This is a genomic window from Pseudomonas sp. GV071, from assembly GCF_003050835.1.
Classification (GTDB): Bacteria; Pseudomonadota; Gammaproteobacteria; order Pseudomonadales; family Pseudomonadaceae; genus Aquipseudomonas.
Genome location: NZ_QAOJ01000003.1, coordinates 210,176 through 227,562, shown reverse-complemented (window position 1 = coordinate 227,562; position 17,387 = coordinate 210,176). Strand labels below are relative to the sequence as shown.

Annotated in this window: 22 protein-coding genes and 1 pseudogene; 11 read left to right on the top strand and 12 right to left on the bottom strand. The window is 60.5% G+C overall.

What is annotated here, in order from left to right; translation table 11 throughout:
- Positions 1-150 precede the first annotated feature (150 nt).
- Together C8K61_RS07640 and C8K61_RS07635 are read left to right on the top strand one after the other, a co-directional pair.
- Positions 151-1,221: a DUF2066 domain-containing protein gene (locus C8K61_RS07640; protein WP_108095607.1), complete on the top strand. Its 1,071-nt coding sequence runs from the start codon at positions 151-153 to the stop codon at positions 1,219-1,221.
- Between the two features lie 26 nt (positions 1,222-1,247).
- The gene (locus C8K61_RS07635) at positions 1,248-2,357 is read left to right on the top strand and encodes an AI-2E family transporter (RefSeq protein WP_108095606.1); all 1,110 of its coding nucleotides are present in this window, start codon (positions 1,248-1,250) and stop codon (positions 2,355-2,357) included.
- Positions 2,358-2,467: 110 nt separating this feature from the next.
- Here the strand turns inward: C8K61_RS07635 and C8K61_RS07630 are convergent, their stop codons facing one another.
- On the bottom strand, positions 2,468-2,683 hold the full coding sequence (locus C8K61_RS07630; RefSeq protein WP_108095605.1) for a hypothetical protein: 216 nt from the start codon (positions 2,681-2,683) through the stop codon (positions 2,468-2,470).
- A gap of 187 nt (positions 2,684-2,870) precedes the next feature.
- On the opposite strand from C8K61_RS07630, the gene C8K61_RS07625 reads away from it, so the two are divergent.
- Both C8K61_RS07625 and hda read left to right on the top strand, forming a co-directional pair.
- Complete coding sequence (locus C8K61_RS07625; RefSeq protein WP_108095604.1) at positions 2,871-3,116, top strand: DNA-binding protein; 246 nt, start codon at positions 2,871-2,873, stop codon at positions 3,114-3,116.
- Between the two features lie 105 nt (positions 3,117-3,221).
- Complete coding sequence (gene hda, locus C8K61_RS07620; RefSeq protein ID WP_108095603.1) at positions 3,222-3,926, top strand: DnaA regulatory inactivator Hda; 705 nt, start codon at positions 3,222-3,224, stop codon at positions 3,924-3,926.
- 125 nt (positions 3,927-4,051) lie between these two features.
- On the opposite strand, the gene C8K61_RS07615 is transcribed toward hda, so the two are convergent.
- From C8K61_RS07615 to arsC, 3 genes are read right to left on the bottom strand one after another with little or no spacing between them, the layout of a single operon-like run.
- Positions 4,052-4,462 (bottom strand): DUF2069 domain-containing protein, encoded by a 411-nt coding sequence (locus C8K61_RS07615; RefSeq protein WP_108095602.1) that lies wholly within the window; start codon positions 4,460-4,462, stop codon positions 4,052-4,054.
- Positions 4,455-5,060 (bottom strand): NAD(P)H:quinone oxidoreductase, encoded by a 606-nt coding sequence (gene wrbA / locus C8K61_RS07610; RefSeq protein ID WP_108095601.1) that lies wholly within the window; start codon positions 5,058-5,060, stop codon positions 4,455-4,457. The genes C8K61_RS07615 and wrbA overlap by 8 nt, the downstream gene beginning before the upstream one ends.
- Positions 5,057-5,410 (bottom strand): arsenate reductase (glutaredoxin), encoded by a 354-nt coding sequence (gene arsC, locus C8K61_RS07605; protein WP_108095834.1) that lies wholly within the window; start codon positions 5,408-5,410, stop codon positions 5,057-5,059. The genes wrbA and arsC overlap by 4 nt, the downstream gene beginning before the upstream one ends.
- 110 nt (positions 5,411-5,520) lie before the next feature.
- Here arsC and C8K61_RS07600 point away from each other — a divergent pair, with 110 nt between their 5' ends.
- Complete coding sequence (locus C8K61_RS07600) at positions 5,521-6,759, top strand: virulence factor BrkB family protein (protein WP_108095600.1); 1,239 nt, start codon at positions 5,521-5,523, stop codon at positions 6,757-6,759.
- A gap of 165 nt (positions 6,760-6,924) precedes the next feature.
- A complete protein-coding gene (locus C8K61_RS07595) occupies positions 6,925-7,146 on the top strand; it encodes a hypothetical protein (protein ID WP_256589379.1) in 222 nt (73 codons plus the stop codon).
- Between the two features lie 65 nt (positions 7,147-7,211).
- On the opposite strand, the gene C8K61_RS07590 is transcribed toward C8K61_RS07595, so the two are convergent.
- On the bottom strand, positions 7,212-7,604 hold the full coding sequence (locus C8K61_RS07590; RefSeq protein ID WP_108095599.1) for a hypothetical protein: 393 nt from the start codon (positions 7,602-7,604) through the stop codon (positions 7,212-7,214).
- A gap of 132 nt (positions 7,605-7,736) precedes the next feature.
- A complete protein-coding gene (locus tag C8K61_RS07585; RefSeq protein WP_108095598.1) occupies positions 7,737-9,146 on the bottom strand; it encodes a pilus assembly protein PilZ in 1,410 nt (469 codons plus the stop codon).
- Between the two features lie 30 nt (positions 9,147-9,176).
- Between C8K61_RS07585 and C8K61_RS07580 the strand changes: the two genes are divergently transcribed.
- Positions 9,177-9,674, top strand: coding sequence for a TlpA disulfide reductase family protein (locus C8K61_RS07580; protein ID WP_108095597.1), 498 nt, complete (start codon positions 9,177-9,179; stop codon positions 9,672-9,674).
- Positions 9,675-9,678: 4 nt separating this feature from the next.
- On the top strand, positions 9,679-9,954 hold the full coding sequence (locus C8K61_RS07575) for an acylphosphatase (RefSeq protein WP_108095596.1): 276 nt from the start codon (positions 9,679-9,681) through the stop codon (positions 9,952-9,954).
- A gap of 83 nt (positions 9,955-10,037) precedes the next feature.
- On the opposite strand, the gene C8K61_RS07570 is transcribed toward C8K61_RS07575, so the two are convergent.
- Genes C8K61_RS07570 through C8K61_RS07560 form a run of 3 tightly spaced genes read right to left on the bottom strand, consistent with a single transcriptional unit; the run spans position 10,038 to position 13,329 of the window.
- Positions 10,038-10,616: a transglycosylase SLT domain-containing protein gene (locus C8K61_RS07570; protein ID WP_108095595.1), complete on the bottom strand. Its 579-nt coding sequence runs from the start codon at positions 10,614-10,616 to the stop codon at positions 10,038-10,040.
- Between the two features lie 8 nt (positions 10,617-10,624).
- Entirely contained in the window at positions 10,625-11,581 is a 957-nt protein-coding gene (locus C8K61_RS07565; protein ID WP_108095594.1) for a hypothetical protein, read from the bottom strand.
- 32 nt (positions 11,582-11,613) lie between these two features.
- Positions 11,614-13,329 (bottom strand): proline--tRNA ligase, encoded by a 1,716-nt coding sequence (locus C8K61_RS07560; protein WP_108095593.1) that lies wholly within the window; start codon positions 13,327-13,329, stop codon positions 11,614-11,616.
- 114 nt (positions 13,330-13,443) lie between these two features.
- On the opposite strand from C8K61_RS07560, the gene C8K61_RS07555 reads away from it, so the two are divergent.
- The gene (locus tag C8K61_RS07555; RefSeq protein ID WP_241000581.1) at positions 13,444-13,851 is read left to right on the top strand and encodes a PaaI family thioesterase; all 408 of its coding nucleotides are present in this window, start codon (positions 13,444-13,446) and stop codon (positions 13,849-13,851) included.
- 102 nt (positions 13,852-13,953) lie between these two features.
- On the opposite strand, the gene C8K61_RS07550 is transcribed toward C8K61_RS07555, so the two are convergent.
- The gene (locus C8K61_RS07550) at positions 13,954-15,243 is read right to left on the bottom strand and encodes an OprD family porin (protein WP_108095592.1); all 1,290 of its coding nucleotides are present in this window, start codon (positions 15,241-15,243) and stop codon (positions 13,954-13,956) included.
- An 818-nt stretch (positions 15,244-16,061) separates the two neighbouring features.
- Between C8K61_RS07550 and C8K61_RS07545 the strand changes: the two genes are divergently transcribed.
- Entirely contained in the window at positions 16,062-16,487 is a 426-nt protein-coding gene (locus tag C8K61_RS07545; RefSeq protein ID WP_108095591.1) for an HIT domain-containing protein, read from the top strand.
- Positions 16,488-16,490: 3 nt separating this feature from the next.
- Positions 16,491-16,697, top strand: coding sequence for a SlyX family protein (locus C8K61_RS07540; RefSeq protein WP_108095590.1), 207 nt, complete (start codon positions 16,491-16,493; stop codon positions 16,695-16,697).
- Positions 16,698-16,774: 77 nt separating this feature from the next.
- Here the strand turns inward: C8K61_RS07540 and C8K61_RS26810 are convergent, their stop codons facing one another.
- The gene (locus tag C8K61_RS26810; RefSeq protein WP_162998724.1) at positions 16,775-16,999 is read right to left on the bottom strand and encodes a cold-shock protein; all 225 of its coding nucleotides are present in this window, start codon (positions 16,997-16,999) and stop codon (positions 16,775-16,777) included.
- Positions 17,000-17,056: 57 nt separating this feature from the next.
- Positions 17,057-17,377 (bottom strand): annotated as a pseudogene (locus C8K61_RS27120) (cold shock domain-containing protein membrane protein); the annotation flags it as partial.
- Positions 17,378-17,387 lie beyond the last annotated feature (10 nt).

The following is a 17,387-nucleotide window of genomic DNA, read 5'->3' as shown; positions in this document are numbered from 1 at the left end:
TGGCGCAATTAATTAGCTAGTTAAGCCGCTATTTCCACACGCTGCCGAGTCCGCTCTCGACAGGCCCCAAGCCGCCTGTTTAAGGTAGGGCACTTTGCAGCAGCGCCCGCCATGCAGGCCTGTCGCTACCCCCCGAGCCGAGAACCCACCATGCGTTTGTCCGCTTCCTTGTTCGCCCTGGGTCTGTCCCTGTTCAGCCTGACCACCCAGGCCGCTCCCGTCGAAGACCTCTACCAAGTGCGCCAACCGGTGGCCAGCCAGCAGCCCGATGAGCGCGCGGCTGCCCTCAGCAGCGCCCTCGACACCTTGGTGCTGCGCCTGACGGGCGACAGCAAGGCGTTGAGCAACCCGGCCCTTGCCGAGTTACGCAAAGACCCGCAGCAATTGGTGAGTCAGTACGGCTATGAAAACGGTCCGCCCCAGGTTCTGGTGGTCGACTTCGATGCCATCAGCACCGACCGCAGCTTGCGCCAGGCCGGCATTTCGCTGTGGAGCGCAAACCGCCCGGCTGTGCTGGCCTGGTGGCTGAACAACACGGCGGACGGCTCAAGCCTGGTGGGCGACAGCCAGCCGGCTGCGGCCTCCCTGCAACGTGCCGCGCAGAACCGCGGTTTGCCGCTGCGCCTGCCAATCGCAGACCTCAACGAACAACTGGCCGGTACTGCGGAAAACCTCGCCGCCAATAATCCTGATGCACTGAAGGAACCGTCTGCGCGTTATGGCGCTGATGCCCTGTTGGCCGTGAACGCCAAAGAAGAGGGCGGCCAATGGCAAGCCCAATGGCGCCTGTGGTTGGGCGACAGCCGCGAGCAAGGCAAGGCCGAAGGCGCGAGTGCCGATGCCGTGGCTGATGCCGTGTTGCTGGCTGTCAGCCAACGCCTGGCTACCCATTTTGTCGCCGCCCAGGGCGCGGCCCAGGACCTGACCCTGGACATCCAGGGCGCCGACCTTAACCGTTACGCCGAACTGCAACGCCTGCTCGAACCCTTCGATGCGCGCCTGCAAAGCGCCGTCGGCGATCGCCTGACCTACCGGGTAAAAGCCAGCAGCGAGCAATTGCGCGCGCAACTGGCCCTGGCCCGGATGCGGGAACTGCCGCCAGAGCCGGTGGCTGCAGCGCCGGTTGACGCCAACACCGCACCGACCGACCAGGCCGCTGTGCCGGCGCCGGTCGCACCTGTTCCGGCTGCGGCTGCCAACGTTCTGCATTACGGCTGGTGAACCCTTTTCCCCCGAGGTTTTTGAGCATGACTGACACCCGTCACTGGCTATGGATTGCCGCGCTGTTGCTGCTCGTTGCGCTGTTATGGGCCATTCACCCGATTCTTTCGCCCTTCCTTATCGGCATTCTGCTGGCCTACATGGGCGACCCGATTGCCGACCAACTGGAACGCTGGAAACTCTCGCGCACCTGGGCCGTGATCGTGGTGTTCAGCGTGTTCACCCTGATTCTGGTGATCGCCCTGTTGGTTCTGGTGCCCATGCTCGGTAAACAGCTGGTGCGCTTGTATGAACTGGCGCCGCAAATGATTGACTGGGCGCAACACAGCGCCTTGCCCTGGGTGCAAGCCAAGCTCGGCCTGGGCGAGGGCTTCTGGAAATTCGACAGGATCAAAGCCGCCGTCACCGAGCACCTGGGCCAGACCACCGATATCGTCGGCACCGTGCTGGCCTCTGCCGGTGCCTCGAGCCTGGCGTTGCTCGGTTGGCTGGGCAACGTGGTGCTGATTCCGGTGGTGAGTTTCTACCTGCTGCGCGACTGGGACATCATGGTCGCCAAACTGCGCGGCCTGCTGCCCCGCAGCCGCGAAGGATTTATCGTGCAACTGCTCGGCGAATGCCACGAAGTGCTTGGCGCCTTTCTGCGCGGGCAACTGCTGGTGATGCTCGGCCTGGGCGTGATCTATTCCACCGGCCTGATGCTGGTAGGTCTGGAACTGGGCCTGCTGATCGGCATCATCGCGGGCCTCGCCAGCATCGTGCCGTACATGGGCTTTGTGATCGGCTTTGGCGCCGCCATTACCGCCGGCTTCTTCCAGTTCGGCACCGAGTTCTACCCGCTGCTGGGCATCGCTGCCGTCTTCACCGTCGGCCAACTGCTCGAAGGCATGCTGCTGACGCCACTGCTGGTGGGCGACCGCATCGGCTTGCACCCGGTCGCCGTGATTTTCGCCATTCTGGCCGGCGGCGAACTGTTCGGCTTCACCGGCATTCTGCTGGCGCTGCCGGTGGCGGCGGTGATCATGGTGGTGCTGCGCCACGCCCATGACTTCTATAAACGTTCGGATGTCTATGGCGAAGAGGTGGTGGAGACGGTTGAAGTCATAGAAGTGGTGCCTGCGCCGCCGGTGAAGTAGGGCGCGCGCCTCACTCGTAGGAGCGGACGGTCCGGCGCTCCGGTCAGCCGCGATGCTCTTCACCCGCAAGAGCATCGCGGCTGAAGCCGCTCCTACGAGATCTCCATCTATCAGGCAACCGGATAATCCCCCTCGGTAAAGCCCTTCTTGCCCCGGTTCAGATCGGCCTGCAAACGGCGCAGATCGACCATCCGCACCTCGCCCACTTTCACACTCGGAACCATCCCGATCTCAACCCAGTTGCGTACCTTGTCGGCGGGTAAATGCAGCATGGTGGCGAAGGTGCCAATGCCGCAAAAGTCGAAGCCTAGTTCTGCATTTTTCATAATGCTTACTCCTTGTCCTTAAGTGGTTGGATGGCCGTTCCGTTTTCCTTGCGGGCACGGCTTTCCACATCGATAGGCTGTCCTGCACTATGTATGTCTTCGATTTACTGTTTATGGAATAAATCCATATGGACAGTATCCATAATTGGCTTGGGTATGGCAACAGTCCATAACATTGCCTTTAGTAATGGGCACTTCAATGCTTGATAGGGTTCTTAAATTGCTCGCCGCAACCAGCCTGAAAGACCTTGCTGAAGTGAACAGCAAGGAATACGTCAGATGGCAGAGCATCAAGAGAGGCAAGGCCAGAATCAGCGTCGAAGAGATTGAGCAGCTTGGAAAGCTTTATCCAAGCTATCGCTGGTGGCTGATGACGGGGGAGGTGATGCCAGACAAAGGCCAGACCAGTCCCGAGTACGACGAAGCCAACTGAGCAGGTTGGCTTTTGCCATCAATGACTTAGCGCGCAGAAGCCGATAAACTTCGCCCCCTTTGCTGCGCGCCTCCCTGGCGCCACCCGGAACCGCCTTATTCCCGCATGAAACCGATACAGCTTCCCCTTGGTGTGCGTCTGCGTGATGACGCCACGTTTGCGAACTATTACCCCGGGGCCAACGCCGCGGCGCTTGGCTATGTCGAGCGTTTGTGCGAGGCCGAGGCCGGCTGGACGGAAAGCCTGATGTACCTGTGGGGTAGCGACGGGGTAGGGCGCACGCATTTGCTCCAGGCGGCCTGCCTGCGTTTTGAGCAGCGTGGCGAGCAGGCGGTGTATTTGCCGCTGGCGGACGTGGTGCAGCACGGCCCGGAGTTGCTGGACAACCTGGAGCAGTGCGAGCTGGTGTGTCTGGATGATCTGGATGCCATCGCTGGCAATGCGGTGTGGGAAGAGGCGCTGTTCCATCTGTTCAACCGCCTGCGTGACAGCGGTCGGCGCCTGTTGCTGGCGGCCGGTGCTTCGCCGCGGGAATTGCTGGTGCAGTTGCCGGATTTGAAGTCACGACTGACTCTGGCGCTGGTGTTTCAGCTGCAGACCCTGGCCGATGAAGACAAGCTGCGTGCCTTGCAATTGCGTGCGTCGCGCCGCGGTTTGCACCTGACCGATGAGGTCGGGCGCTTCATTCTCACCCGCGGCACCCGCAGCATGAGCGCGCTGTTCGAGTTGCTTGAGCAACTGGACCAGGCGTCGCTGCAGGCGCAGCGCAAGCTGACTATTCCCTTCTTGAAAGAAACCCTGGGCTGGTAAGCCAACCACCGTCGTCCCGCGCAGGCGGGGACCCAGAATTTTTAGTCGGGCGCGAGATCGTGAGCGACGTGAGAGTCTGGATTCCCGCCTTCGCGGGAATGACGGTGGTGAATTTGCGGCCTTCGTTAAACCTCGCCCGCCAACTTCCGATCATGCTGAAACCGCCACCGCGTATAGAGCAGTGCGCTGGTAAACAGCGCCAGGCTCAGCAGCGCTTCGCTCCAGCCGAGCCAGCTGCGGTGTGGGTCGAACGCCGCCAATACACCTTTGATGAAGTACAGGTTCACCACAAAGCAGGTCCAGGCGTGCGCGCGGGCGTTGCCGATTAGTAGGCCAGGAGCGAGCAGGGCCAGTGGGCCGAGTTCGATGCAGAGGATCACCCAGGTGCGTGCGCCGTGCAGGTCGGCGTAGGCCAGGTTCCAGGTCAGCAGCAGGGCGGCCAGGGCGAAGAAGCTGACCAGGGTGAGGACGCGGCTAATTTTCAGGCGCGGCGCCAGCCAGTCGAGTGCTGGCAAGGGCTTCGGGGTTTTAGCCACGGGTGTTCTCCAAACGTATAGCAGTGTTAGCCAGGCGTTGACCGAGGGCGCGGCACAGGCTGATTTCATGCTCGTCGAGCGGGCGTTTGCCGTCGGCACCGGCATGGTGACTGGCGCCATACGGCGTGCCGCCGCCACGGGTTTCCAGTAGCGCGGCTTCGCTGTAAGGCAGGCCGGCGATGAGCATGCCGTGGTGCAGCAGCGGCAGCATCATCGACAGCAGGGTGCTTTCCTGGCCGCCGTGCAGGCTGGCGGTGGAGGTGAACACGCCGGCCGGTTTGCCCACCAGTTCGCCGGTCAGCCACAGGCTGCTGGTGCCGTCGAGGAAGTATTTGAGCGGCGCGGCCATGTTGCCGAAGCGGGTCGGGCTGCCGAGCACCAGGCCGGCGCAATTTTTCAGGTCGTCGAGGGTTGCGTACAACGCGCCTTCTGCCGGAATGCTCGGCGCCACGGCTTCGCATTCGGTGGAGATGGCGGGCACGGTGCGCAGGCGCGCGTCGAGGCCAGCCAGTTCCACACCGCGGGCGATCTGTTTGGCCATTTCCAGGGTGGCGCCGTGGCGGCTGTAGTACAGCACCAGAATGTACGGCTGGCTCATGGCAACAGCTCCAGCACGCGCTCTGGCGGACGGCCGATCACAGCATTATCGCCAACCACCAGAATCGGTCGTTCGATCAGCTTGGGGTGGGCGGCCATGGCGGCGATCAGTTGTTCTTCGCTGAGGCTGGTATCGCTCAGGTTGAGGGTTTTGTAGTCGTCTTCGCCACTGCGCAGCAACTGGCGGGCAGTCAACTTCAGCTTGGCCAGCAGGGCGCTGATTTGGGCGGCACTCAGCGGGGTTTCCAGGTAGCGAATGACGGTGGGTTGCAGGCCACGGGCTTCAAGAAGCTCCAGCGCGCCACGGGATTTCGTGCAGCGCGGGTTGTGATAAAGGGTCAAGTCGGTCATGTGCATGTCGCATCTTGCCTAAGGTGGCGGCTATTCTACCCGCGTCGGCAGCCTGGCCTGAACAGGGCATCGCGTCACGCGGCGATTTACTACTAAACAAGGGAGTGGGCATGCGCCAAGGTTTCGATGATTTTGTGGAATTCTGGCGATTCCTGTTGCAGCGCTTTCTCGCTGACCACGGTCCCAACAGCGCTGCGGCGCTGACCTACACCACGCTGTTCGCGGTGGTGCCGATGATGACCGTGACCTTCGCCATGCTCTCGGCAGTGCCGGCGTTTTCCGGTGTGGGCGAGCAGATTCAGCACTTTATCTTCCATAACTTTCTGCCCGCCTCCGGCGAGATGGTGCAGGAGTACCTGAACAACTTCACCACCCAGGCACGCCAGCTGACCTGGATTGGTGTGGTGTTCCTCGCCGTCACCGCGTTCGCCATGTTGGTGACGGTGGAAAAGGCGCTGAACAATATCTGGCGTGTGCGTCAGCCGCGTCGCGGCATTTCCAGCTTCCTGCTGTATTGGGCGATTCTCAGCCTCGGCCCGCTGCTGCTCGGTGTGGGTTTTGTGGTGAGCACCTACATCACGTCGCTGTCGATGATCTCCGGGCCGGATGCGGTGATCGGCGCCAAGACCGTGTTGCGCCTGACCCCACTGATGTCCAGCGTAGCGGCCTTTACCCTGATTTATGCGTCGGTGCCCAACACCCGTGTGCCGATCAAGAACGCGCTACTGGGCGGCGTATTTGCTGCGGTGCTGTTCGAGGTGGCCAAGGCGTTGTTTGGGCTGTATGTGCGACTGTTTCCAGGCTTTCAACTGATTTACGGCGCCTTCGCCACGGTGCCGTTGTTTCTGTTGTGGGTGTACCTGTCCTGGCTGATCGTGCTGTTCGGCGCCGAGCTGGCCTGCAATCTCGGCTCGTCGCGGCACTGGCGCCGCCGCGCGTTGCCAAGGTTGCTGGTGATGCTCGGGCTGCTGCGGATGTTTCATGACGCCCAGGTGCGCGGCGAGGTGCTGCGCTTGAACGATGTGCACGACCAGGGCTGGCGTTTGCCGGAAGACGAGTGGGACGAGATTGTCGAGTTCCTGGAAAACGAATTGCTGATCTGCCGTGCCAGTGGCGGTGGTTGGGTGCTGTGCCGCGACCTTGGCCAATACACCTTGCATCAGCTGTTGTTGCACAGTCCCTGGCCGATGCCGCGTCTGGAACAGCTGCCGGCGCAGATGAGTGAGGCCTGGTATCCCGGTTTGCGCGCCGCCCTCAAGGCGTTGCATGACGAGCAGGCCGAGCTGTTCGGGGCTAGCCTGATGCAATGGTTGCAAGCAGCCCCGGCGGCGGAGGGTGGTGCCGACTGACAAAAAATGTCAGTTTGCGCGTAGGGCTGCGGATTACAGCGACCTGTGGGGCGCTGGAGCCCACGAAATGGATGTAAAAACAGTTGGCACGCTTTTGGCTCTCTTCCTCGCAGATTGCTATCAAACTGCCAGCCCGGCACGGACTAGCCAAGGAATTCGGGTGCTATGAGTAACCCCAAGAGCCACACCACGAAAAAGCAGGGGATGGTGATTGCCCTGCAACACACCCATCCAGAACACGCGCTGGAAGGGCTTAATCGCATTACCGGGCTGAATTTTGCCCGTTGGCCGGAGTCCCTGGTGGCCCATGCGCCATCGGCCGCCCGGCAAGATGCCGATGCCACGTTCATTCCTGAGCGCGTCACCTGCAACGGTACGCCGCGCTAAAACCCCGCCCCTGAAACGCAAAACCCCGCGACAGTGCGCGGGGTTTTTGTTGTGTGTCTGTTGCCTCAGGCCAGGGCTTGCTGGCTCTGCGCCACGGCGATTTCCACCGCCTGCACAAACAACTCTTCAACCACCAGGCTGGTGGCCGGAATGGCCGACCGCAGGCACACCTGCATGTCTTCGATCTTCTGTTTCACCGGCAGACGGCCGATGCCGGACAGCAGGATCTTGCCCTGGGCGTTCACCTTGCCATGGTCCACCAACACTTCGCGGCGCGCGCCGGCGTCGCGGTAACTGATCATCAGCGACACCGGCAAATTGGCCAGGCCAGGCAATTGCAGCCAGGCGGCGACGTTGAAGTCGGCGACGCGACCGTCGTACTCGGTTACGGCCAGGCGGGCGGCGTCGGTGATACGTGATGGCACTGGGCCGATCAGCTTGTCGTGGGCTTGGGACATGGTGGCTTCCGGGCTGATTTTTAGAATAAAGGGTGAGAACGGGCTCAGACGGCCGAAATTATAGGCACGCCGGTGCAAGCAAACTGTGCGCTTGGCCGCCGCCGCGCGTGACCAGTCTCGCAGTTTTGACCATTAGGCCAGCTTCAGCGGATGACGACTGACTGAGGAGGTTTCCAGGTTGGCCGGTGGCAGAGGCATGGCCGCCTGGTTATTCACACTGACCAGTTGCAGCCAGAGGTTTTCCCCGGCGCTGAACTGGCCATTGGGCAACCACAGGCCATGGTTCCAGCCGCCACCACTGACCGGTGTGCTTTGCAGTACGCCGGGGTGGGTTTGCGTGCTGGGGCTGCGGCGCAGCCACACCGGCCGCGGCAGGCCTTTGAGGTAACGCAGGCCCAGGTGCAGGCCATCGGCGTTCTGGTGGCGCCAGCGCAGCAAGGCGAGGGTTGGCGTGCCGCTGTTGGTCAGCAGCAACAGCAACTGACCGACCGGCAGCAGGCGGCCCTGGTCGGCATGGCAGAGCAGGCGCGCGCCACCGGGGCTGGTGTCGAGCATCTGTGCGGCGCAGTGACCGGGGCGGTGTTCCAGCAGTTGCGCGTGAATCGCCGGCAGGCCGACCACCAGGCTGCAATCGCCGACTTGGTCAGAACGTTCATGGCGGCGTTGTTGGCGGCCCATCCAGTGGTGCCGCACGCGCTGCAGCAGCTCGCGTTCCTGCTCGGTTTGCAGGGGCGCCGGTTCATGCAGGGCCACCAGCAGCGCGCCCAATTCGAAGCGGCGCAGGTAGGTGGGATCACCTTCTACCGCTTGCTCAAAGGCCAGGCTCGGTTGCGATTCGGTGAGGTCGACCACCGGCCCTTCGGTGTCGTCTTCATCATCCCAGGGCAGCAGCCGTGCGAGCTTCGCCAGCGGCGCGAGGGCACTGAACAGCAGCGGGCATTCGCCTTCGGCGAGGTGGAACGGATTGCTCAGCGCCAGCAACAACATCTGCTGGTACAGGCCGCGCAGGGTACTGGCCGGCAGCGGGTGAAAGGCCGCGGCGACCGGCTCGTCTAGGCAGTCCTGGTGTTCGCCGATCCAGTACAGCAAATGGCTGTCGCGCCACAGGCTGGCCGGCGGCTCCTGATACAGCTGGTAATGGCGCAGCAGGCTCTGGGCGAGAAAGTGCTGGGCCATGTACAGGCACCAGGCCAAGTGCGGACGTGACGGTTGCCGGCCTTGCAGAATTTGCAGCAACAGGCGTTTGAAGCCGACCGCCATTTCCCCACAGAAGCGCACGAACAGCATCGGTGGGGCGGTGCCGTTGCGGTAGTGCTCGGCGTAGTGCCGATACTCATCGCTGAGGCTTTGCAGCGCGCGTTGCCTTTCGAGTAAGGTCATGGCGCTGCGATTGAGGCGAAAGAGCAAACCCAGGACCAGGTGCAGCGCACTTTCATGCGATTGCCGGCGCGCCTCTACCAGCCGCTCATTGAGGTCGGCCAGCGGCGCGGCCGCTTCGTCGAGGATGTCCGGCACCTCAAGGCGTAGGGCGTCCAGTGTCATATCAACCCTGCAGGTACGAGGATCGAATGCATGGCAGCGCTTCTGCGTATGGTCATTAAAAAAGTGCTCATGGGGCAGATTGCCTTGGGGTTATGCGCCGGGCTTCTATTGGTCGGCTGTACTGACGACTACGGCGTCGATCAGCATGGACGAAAGGTAACGGCTGAGCAGTTGGAAGGCCAGTGGTTAGTGATTAATTACTGGGCCGAATGGTGCGGCCCCTGCCGCACCGAGATCCCCGAGCTGAACGCCTTGGCCGAGCAGCTCAAGGCCAAGCACACCCAGGTGCTGGGGGTGAACTTCGATGCTTTGCAAGGCGATGCGTTGAGCAAGGCCGCCGACACCATGGGCATCCGCTTTGCGGTACTGGCGCAGGACCCTGGCGAGCGCTTCAAACTGCCGCGCAGCGAGGCGTTGCCGGTGACCTATCTGGTCGATCCAAAAGGTCAGGTGCGCGAGCGTTTGCTGGGTGAGCAAACGGCCGCCGGGCTGAGCAAGCGCCTGTCTGAACTGCAAGCGAAGGAGTAGAGCAATGGCGCGTATCTGTTTGCACGGTTATGTCAGTGGCAAGGTGCAGGGCGTTTTTTTCCGCCAGAGCACCGAAGCCGAAGCCACGCGTCTGGACCTCGATGGCTGGGTGCGCAACCTGGAGGATGGGCGGGTTGAGGTGTTGGTGGAAGGCGAGGAAGAGGCCGTACGCGAGTTGGCGGTCTGGCTGGAAAGCGGGCCGAAGAAGGCCAAGGTGTCGGGCGTTGAATTGGAAGAACATCCGGTTCAGGGGATTGCCGGGTTTATTGTTCGCGGCTGAGCTGGAAGGGGCAAACCAATGGCGGCTGAAGCCGCTCCTACGGATTGTGCTGACTGTAGGAGCGGCTTCAGCCGCGATGCTTTTCAGGGTTTCACGTACCAGTAGTCCTGCCAGAACCCCACCACCTTTCCCGAGTAACTGGTCTTACCCAGGCTGCCGTTGTAGCGCGCCAACGCCCGGTTCAAATCACCGTTCTCTTTCTTCAGGTAGTAGCTGAGGATGGTGCAGCCGTAGCGCAGGTTGGTGGCGTTGTCGGTGAGGTTGTCTTGTTCGCGGCCCAGCTCGCCTTTCCAGAAGGTCATCACCTGCATCATGCCCTGGGCGCCGACCGAGGAAATGGCGAAGCGGTTGAAACGGCTTTCGACGTGGATCAGGGCCAATACCAGATCAGGTTTGAGACCGGCTTTGCTGGCTTCGTGGTGCACCTGTTTGAGCAAGGTCAGACGCTCTTCGGCGTCGGGCATGTAGCGGCTCAGGCGGGTGGACATGTCCAGCAGCCAGACTTCGGCGTCGTAGCGGTCGACAAAACTGTCGGCTTCGGAGACGGTGCGTTGCAGCAGGTCGCGCAGTTCTGGCTCGGGGGCCTGACGCACATTGGCGCTGAGCGGCAGGGCCAGCATCAGCAGAAGGCAAGACAGCGCTACGCGCCTGCACGCTGTCATCGCTTGTCTCAGTTACTGCTGCCCGGATCGGCCACCAGGCGGCCGGCATCTTTGCGCAACGAGGTGAGAAATTCCTGCTGTAGTTCGGGGTCGTTGCGGGTCAGTTCGATCAGGCTCTGTTCCAACTCGTTGGCTTCTTCTTCCAGGCCGAGATCGGACAGGCGTTTGACCCGGTGTACCCACTGCGCCACTTCGTCGTCTTCGAGGTCGTCGTAGATCAGCGCGTGGGCTTCCAGCAGCTTGCCGCGCAAGGTCTTGCTCACTTGCAGGCTGGCTTCGGCGCGGGTTTTGTCTTGCTCGTCTTCCACGCTCAACAGCAGTTTGCCGACGCGGCTGACGTCCTGTTCAGCGAACGGGCCGTCGAGCAGGTTGAGGCGCAGCACGCCGTTGCGGTCGGTGCTCAGCTCATGGGTTTGCGGGCCGGCAGTAATCAGTACGGGGCGCTCGGCCCAGGGCACGCTGGAATACTCGGTGCGTTGGTCTTTCTGTTGTTCGTTGATCTTCGCCAGGTTCTGTTGCGAGCGGCCGTTGGACTGGGTGTTCATAAACGGGTTGAGGCCGGCAAAGCCGTAGTCGATCCAACCTTTGGTGGCCGCCTCCGGCACGTTACCCAGCAGCACCACATTCAGCACATTGGCGCCCACGCCCGCCACTACCGCTACGGCACCCAACGGCACTTCATACAGCTCGCGCCAGGGTTGATAGGGGGTATAGCGGTCGTAAATGCGGGTGACTTCGAACTCGGTGACTTCGAAGGTTTTCTGCTCCTGAATGCGCACGCGCCGCTGCGGCAGTTCAAGTACGTCGGGCTGCCCGACGTCGATCTGCAGGCTGTGGTTGAGCAATTTGCGCTCAGCGCGGTCCTCGCGCTCGGCGCGCTGCGACATATGGTTGGCGCAGCCGCTGAGCAGCAAGGCGCCGCACAGGGCGGCGCCGATCAGGCTGATGGAACGTGGCTTGAACATGGGGGCTCGGGTTAACACTCTCAGGCTAACAATCAACGACCGGCACGGGCCTGGATAAAGGACAACACATCAGCGACTGGAATGGCTTGCGCCTCGGTGTCGCGACGGTTCTTGTATTCCAGATTGCCGTCGGCCAGACCACGGTCGCTGACCACGATGCGGTGCGGGATGCCGATCAGTTCCATGTCGGCGAACTTGATGCCGGGGCTGGTCTTCTTGTCACGGTCATCCAGCAGCACTTCGAAGCCGGCGGCGGTGAGCTCGGCATACAGCTTGTCGGTGGCCGCACGCACGTCTTCGTTTTCGTAGCGCAGCGGTACCAGCGCGATCTGGAACGGTGCCAGGGCGTCGCTCCAGAGAATGCCGCGCTCGTCGTTGTTCTGCTCGATGGCAGCGGCCACCACGCGGGACACGCCGATGCCGTAGCAGCCCATGCTGAGGATCGCGGGTTTGCCGTTCTCGCCCATCACGGTGCAGTTCATCGCTTCGCTGTATTTGCTGCCGAGCTGGAAGATGTGCCCGACTTCAATGCCGCGTTTGATTTCCAGGGTGCCCTGGCCATCCGGGCTCGGGTCGCCAGCGACAACGTTGCGCAGGTCGGCCACTTCCGGCAGCGGCAAGTCGCGCTCCCAGTTCACGCCGAAATAGTGCTTGTCGTCGATGTTGGCGCCGATGGCGAAGTCGCTCATCAGGGCTACCGAGCGGTCGATTACACACGGCAGTGGCAGGTTCAGCGGGCCGAGGGAACCGGCGCCAGCGCCAATGGCGTTGCGCAGTTCGGCTTCGCTGGCGAACACCAGAGGGCTGGCAACCTGAGCCAGATTGGCGGCCTTGATTTCATTCAGCTCGTGGTCGCCACGAACGATCAGGGCGATCAGCTTGCCTTCTTCGGCGGCGTGCACCACCAGGGTCTTGATGGTTTTCTCGATCGGCAGGTTGAAGCCTTCCACCAACTCGGCGATGGTTTTGGCGTTCGGTGTGTCGACCAGGCGCATTTCTTCGCTAGCGGCGCCGCGGACGGTTTCGCGCGGAACGGCTTCGGCTTTTTCGACGTTGGCGGCGTAGTCGGAGACGTTGCTGAAGGCGATATCGTCTTCACCGGACTCGGCCAGTACGTGGAACTCGTGCGAACCGGTACCGCCGATGGAGCCAGTGTCGGCCTGCACCGGGCGGAAGTTCAGGCCCAGGCGGCTGAATACATTGCAGTAGGCCTGGTGCATGCGGTCGTAGGTTTCTTGCAGGGACGCCTGGTCACTGTGGAAGGAGTAGGCGTCCTTCATGGTGAACTCGCGGCCACGCATCACACCGAAGCGCGGGCGGATTTCATCACGGAATTTTGTCTGAATCTGGTACAGATTGATGGGCAGCTGTTTATAACTGCTCAGTTCGTTGCGCATCAGATCGGTGATCACTTCTTCGTGGGTCGGACCCACGCAGAATTCACGGCCATGACGGTCTTTCAAACGCAGCAGCTCGGGGCCGTATTGTTCCCAGCGCCCGGATTCCTGCCACAGCTCAGCCGGCTGAATGGCGGGCATCAGCACTTCGAGGGCGCCGGCGGCGTTCATCTCTTCGCGAACGACGGTTTCCACTTTGCGCAACACACGCAGGCCCATTGGCAGCCAGGTGTACAGGCCGGAGGCCAGTTTGCGGATCATGCCGGCACGCAGCATGAGCTGGTGGCTGACCACGACGGCGTCGGTTGGGTTTTCTTTCAGGGTCGAGAGCAAATACTGACTGGTACGCATGTTTGGCCGTTATATCAGTTGCGAAGGCAAGGAAGTGCTCGGCATTGTACGGGGCCTGTACTGCCGCGTACAGGATTCAGGCCATTGCAATGTAAGGGGTTTCCAGTGAGTGCGTTGACTGCCGAACAAGTACAAGCGTTGATCCGCTTTGGGGTGCCGATGGCTGAGGATATCGACCTGTGCATCGACCGTCTGGACGCCGACAACGCCTATGCGCGCGTACCCTTTCAGGCCAAATTGGTGCGCCCCGGCGGCACCGTTTCGGGGCCGACCATCATGGCGCTGGCTGACGCCGCCATGTACGCCGTGGTGCTCGGTCGGTTGGGCAAGGTGGAGATGGCGGTGACCGCGAACCTGAATATCAACTTCCTGGCCAAACCCAAGCCCGTGGACTTAATCGCCCATGCGCAAATACTCAAACTAAGTCGGCGCCAGGCGGTGTGCGAAGTGTCGTTATATTCGGCGGGAGATGATGACAATCTAGTGGCGCATGTAACCGGAACATATGCATTGCCACTTTAAACATGATCACTGTTCTTGGTTATTGGGTGTCAACTAGCAGACGAAAAAAAGCCCGGCTAATGCCGGGCTTTTCTTACATCGAATTACCTGCTGAGTTCTGGATTACAGAATGCTCAGTGGGTATTCAACGATCAGACGCAGTTCGTCCAGCGATTCCGAGTAAACGGCATCAGCCGAACGGTAGGTCGCTTGACGTACGCGCAGGCTCAGGTCTTTAGCTGGGCCTTCTTGCAGAACGTATTTAACGTCTACGTCACGTTCCCACTCTTTGCCGCTGTTGGTTTCGCCAGTGTTGGCGTCAACGCCTTTCACGTAACGGGTCATGAAGGTCAGGCCAGGCACGCCGAAAGTGGCGAGGTCCAGCTTGTACATGGCTCCGTACGAACGCTCGTCTTCAGCGTTGAAGTCGGAGCGGGCGATGGAGTTGGCCAGGAAGATGGTGCCGCCGCCGTCTACGCCGTAAGCGTAAGCGCCGTCGCCGTCGATCTGCTGGTATTGCAGTTGGAAGGTGTGAGCACCGATGGTGTAAGCACCGCTCAGGCTGAATGCGCGGTTATCCAGAGCGTCTTCGGAGTAGTCGCTACCAGTGCGGCCGTCACCCTTGGTGTCGTAGATGTTGAAGTCGAAAGCCAGAGATTGCTCTTCGGCCAGCGGCAGGGTGTAGTTCACGTTGGCGTAGTACTTGCGGAAGTAGTCTTCTACTTTCGAGTAGTACAGCGAAGTGCTCAGCGAGTCGGAGATGGCGTAGGTGCCGCCGAGTACGTTGGCTTCGGTCAGGCCTGGGCCTTTTTCGTGATCGTCCGCGTTCCAGCCGATGCTGTCGTGGTAGGTCTGCGATTGGGCGTTCAGCGAGGTGAAGTGACCGGCGTTCAGTTCCAGGCCTTCGATCTCTTTGCTGGTGACCAGGAAACCTTCGATGGTTTCTGGCAGCAGACGGCTGTCATCGGTAGCCAGAACTGGCATAGCGGTGAACTGGGTGCCGTATTTCAGAACAGTGTTGGAAACGCGCAGTTTTACTGCACCGCCCGACTCGCCGTAGGCGTCTTCGGAACGGCCGTCACCGTCGGTTGGGAACAGACCGGTTTCGTTGTGACCACGGCCGCCGTCCAGTTTGATGCCGGCCAGGCCGATTGCATCAACGCCGAAACCTACGGTGCCTTGAGTGAAGCCGGACTCGAAAGTACCGATGAAGCCTTGGCCCCATTCTTTGGAGTAGTTCTGGCCAGTGTGGCCGCTAGCGCGGACGTCACGGGAGAAGTAGAGGTTGCGAGCCAAAACGCTGAGGCTGCTGTCTTCTACAAAGCCCTTGGAGTCGGACTGTTCGCTGGCTACTGCCAGTTGGGTGCTGCCCGCTACTGCGAGGGCGATTAAGCTCCACTTCATCACTTGCATCGTGATTGCTCCTTTGGTTTAGAAGAGTTGCGCTGCCCATCTTATTTGTTGTATGGGCGGCTCTTTCTTTTTGTGTCGGCGCTAAGTTATATCACGGCGACATTGTTGGCGACAGATAGTGCAGAGACCTTACAAATTCTTAACGACGATGTCGCAAAAGCTTATGTGGCATGTCGCAAATTCGTAGTTTTACGCTTGCATCCCAGCGTTTAACTTTCCTGTGATTTCTGATGATTAAAGAACCGATAAAAACCGGTCTCATTAATCCCCTGTACAGCCCACCGGTTAATTCTTGTCCCTGGAGTTAACTGATGTACTAAGCAAGGTACACAAACACTGTTGGGTGTCGGTGCTCATTGATCTTGCTAGGCATAAAGCAATTAGCGTGCACAAAAGCCAAAAGGCTGAAGAAAAAACTCACTTGTGTGATTTTTTGAGCGCTGCGTAGTGAAAAAAGCAACAGGTGGGCCGGTTTATGCTGGGGTTTGTGTGCACCGGCCCGAGCGGGGAACCGTTACTGCTGGTGGCAGTAACGAGGGAAAAGTGGGGCGTAAGGGGTCTGGGTAACAGAAGGCGCACAGCTTGGGTGCATAAAAAAACCGGTGGCGCGCTGCGCTAGCGCTCTTTTGGTGCGAGGTGTGGGCGGCAGATTCATACCGGCGAGCGAGTCGTTGGTTGTGCGCCTTTTGCGGGCATGGAAGCAGCGTTGGGCTGTGGCGAGATTTTTTCCTCAAGCGGGTATCCTGTACGGCGACTACCTTTTCCGCTGCGGGCCACCCTCCGCAGAGTTGTACATATATATAAGTAGGAGCCTGTGTATGTTCGCCCTGGATTCACGTTTGCAGAACGACACCCTGCTCATTGGTGATTTTCCGCTGTGCCGTCTGTTGTTGATGAATGACGACCACTATCCGTGGTTCATTCTGGTTCCTCGTCGCGAGGAGGTCAGCGAGTTGTTTCAACTCAGTCCGGATGAGCAACGACAGTTGTGGCATGAAACGGTCACGCTCACCGAGTTGTTAAAAGATACCTTTGCCGCTGACAAGATGAACGTGGCCACCTTGGGTAATGTGGTCAGTCAGCTGCATATGCATGTGATTGTGCGTCGTCGCAGTGACGCAGCATGGCCAGCGCCGGTGTGGGGCAAGTTCCCTGCGCAGGCTTATGCCGCCGAGCAGGTCGCCGCCATTCGAGCCAAGCTGCGCCTGGTCGTGGGCAGCGATTTTGTGTTTGCTGAGGAATAAGCCATGAGCCTGGAGTTACGGGTAATGGAGCTGGAAACTCGCCTGGCCTTTCAGGACGACACCATTCAGGCCTTGAACGACGAGATGGTGGGGCAGCAGAGAATCATTGAGCGCCTGCAGCTGCAGATCGCCGCACTGGCCAAGCGTCAGGAGGATATGCAAAGCGGCTTTGGCATGTCTGAAGAAGAGGCGCCACCTCCGCACTATTAAGAGTGCAGCAACTGCCGTCGCGACTTTACGCCCAATAAAAAAACCCGCCATTGGCGGGTTTTTTATTGGGCTTGCGGTTAGCGGCGTTGCGGCAGAGCGGCAATCACGTCTTCGGCCTGCAGGCCTTTGTCGCGTTGCATCACCGAGAACTCCACGCGCTGGCCTTCGACCAGAACGCGGTGGCCTTCGCCGCGAATGGCGCGAAAGTGCACGAAGATATCGTCGCCGGAATCACGGGAAATGAAACCGAAGCCTTTGGAGGTGTTGAACCACTTGACCGTGCCGGTCTCGCGGTCGCCCAGGTCTTGCGGTACTACGCTGCTACGGCTGTTCATGCGCAGGTTGGCGCCCAGGTGCAGCAGCACGGCCAGCAGGACAGTGAGCAAGCTCAACAGAACGGCTGGTTGACCACCGATGACCGGCAGTGGCGCCAGCAGAATCAGCACTTGCAGGACTACCGCCAGCACCAGTAGGGCGCTGACCAGACCTTGAGCGTGTTGACGGGCGCCGATATGCCAGATCGGAAACAGCGGTGCCAGCAGCAAATTGATCAGGCCGAACAAGGCGAGGTAGATGGCGTCGGGTTGTTGCAGGTAAGGAAGGGCTTCGGCGTGCAGGCTAGGAATAAAAGACAGGAGTAGTGCGGCAACTCCTACAAGCAGGTGGACAATTTTCAGCATGTGCAATGAG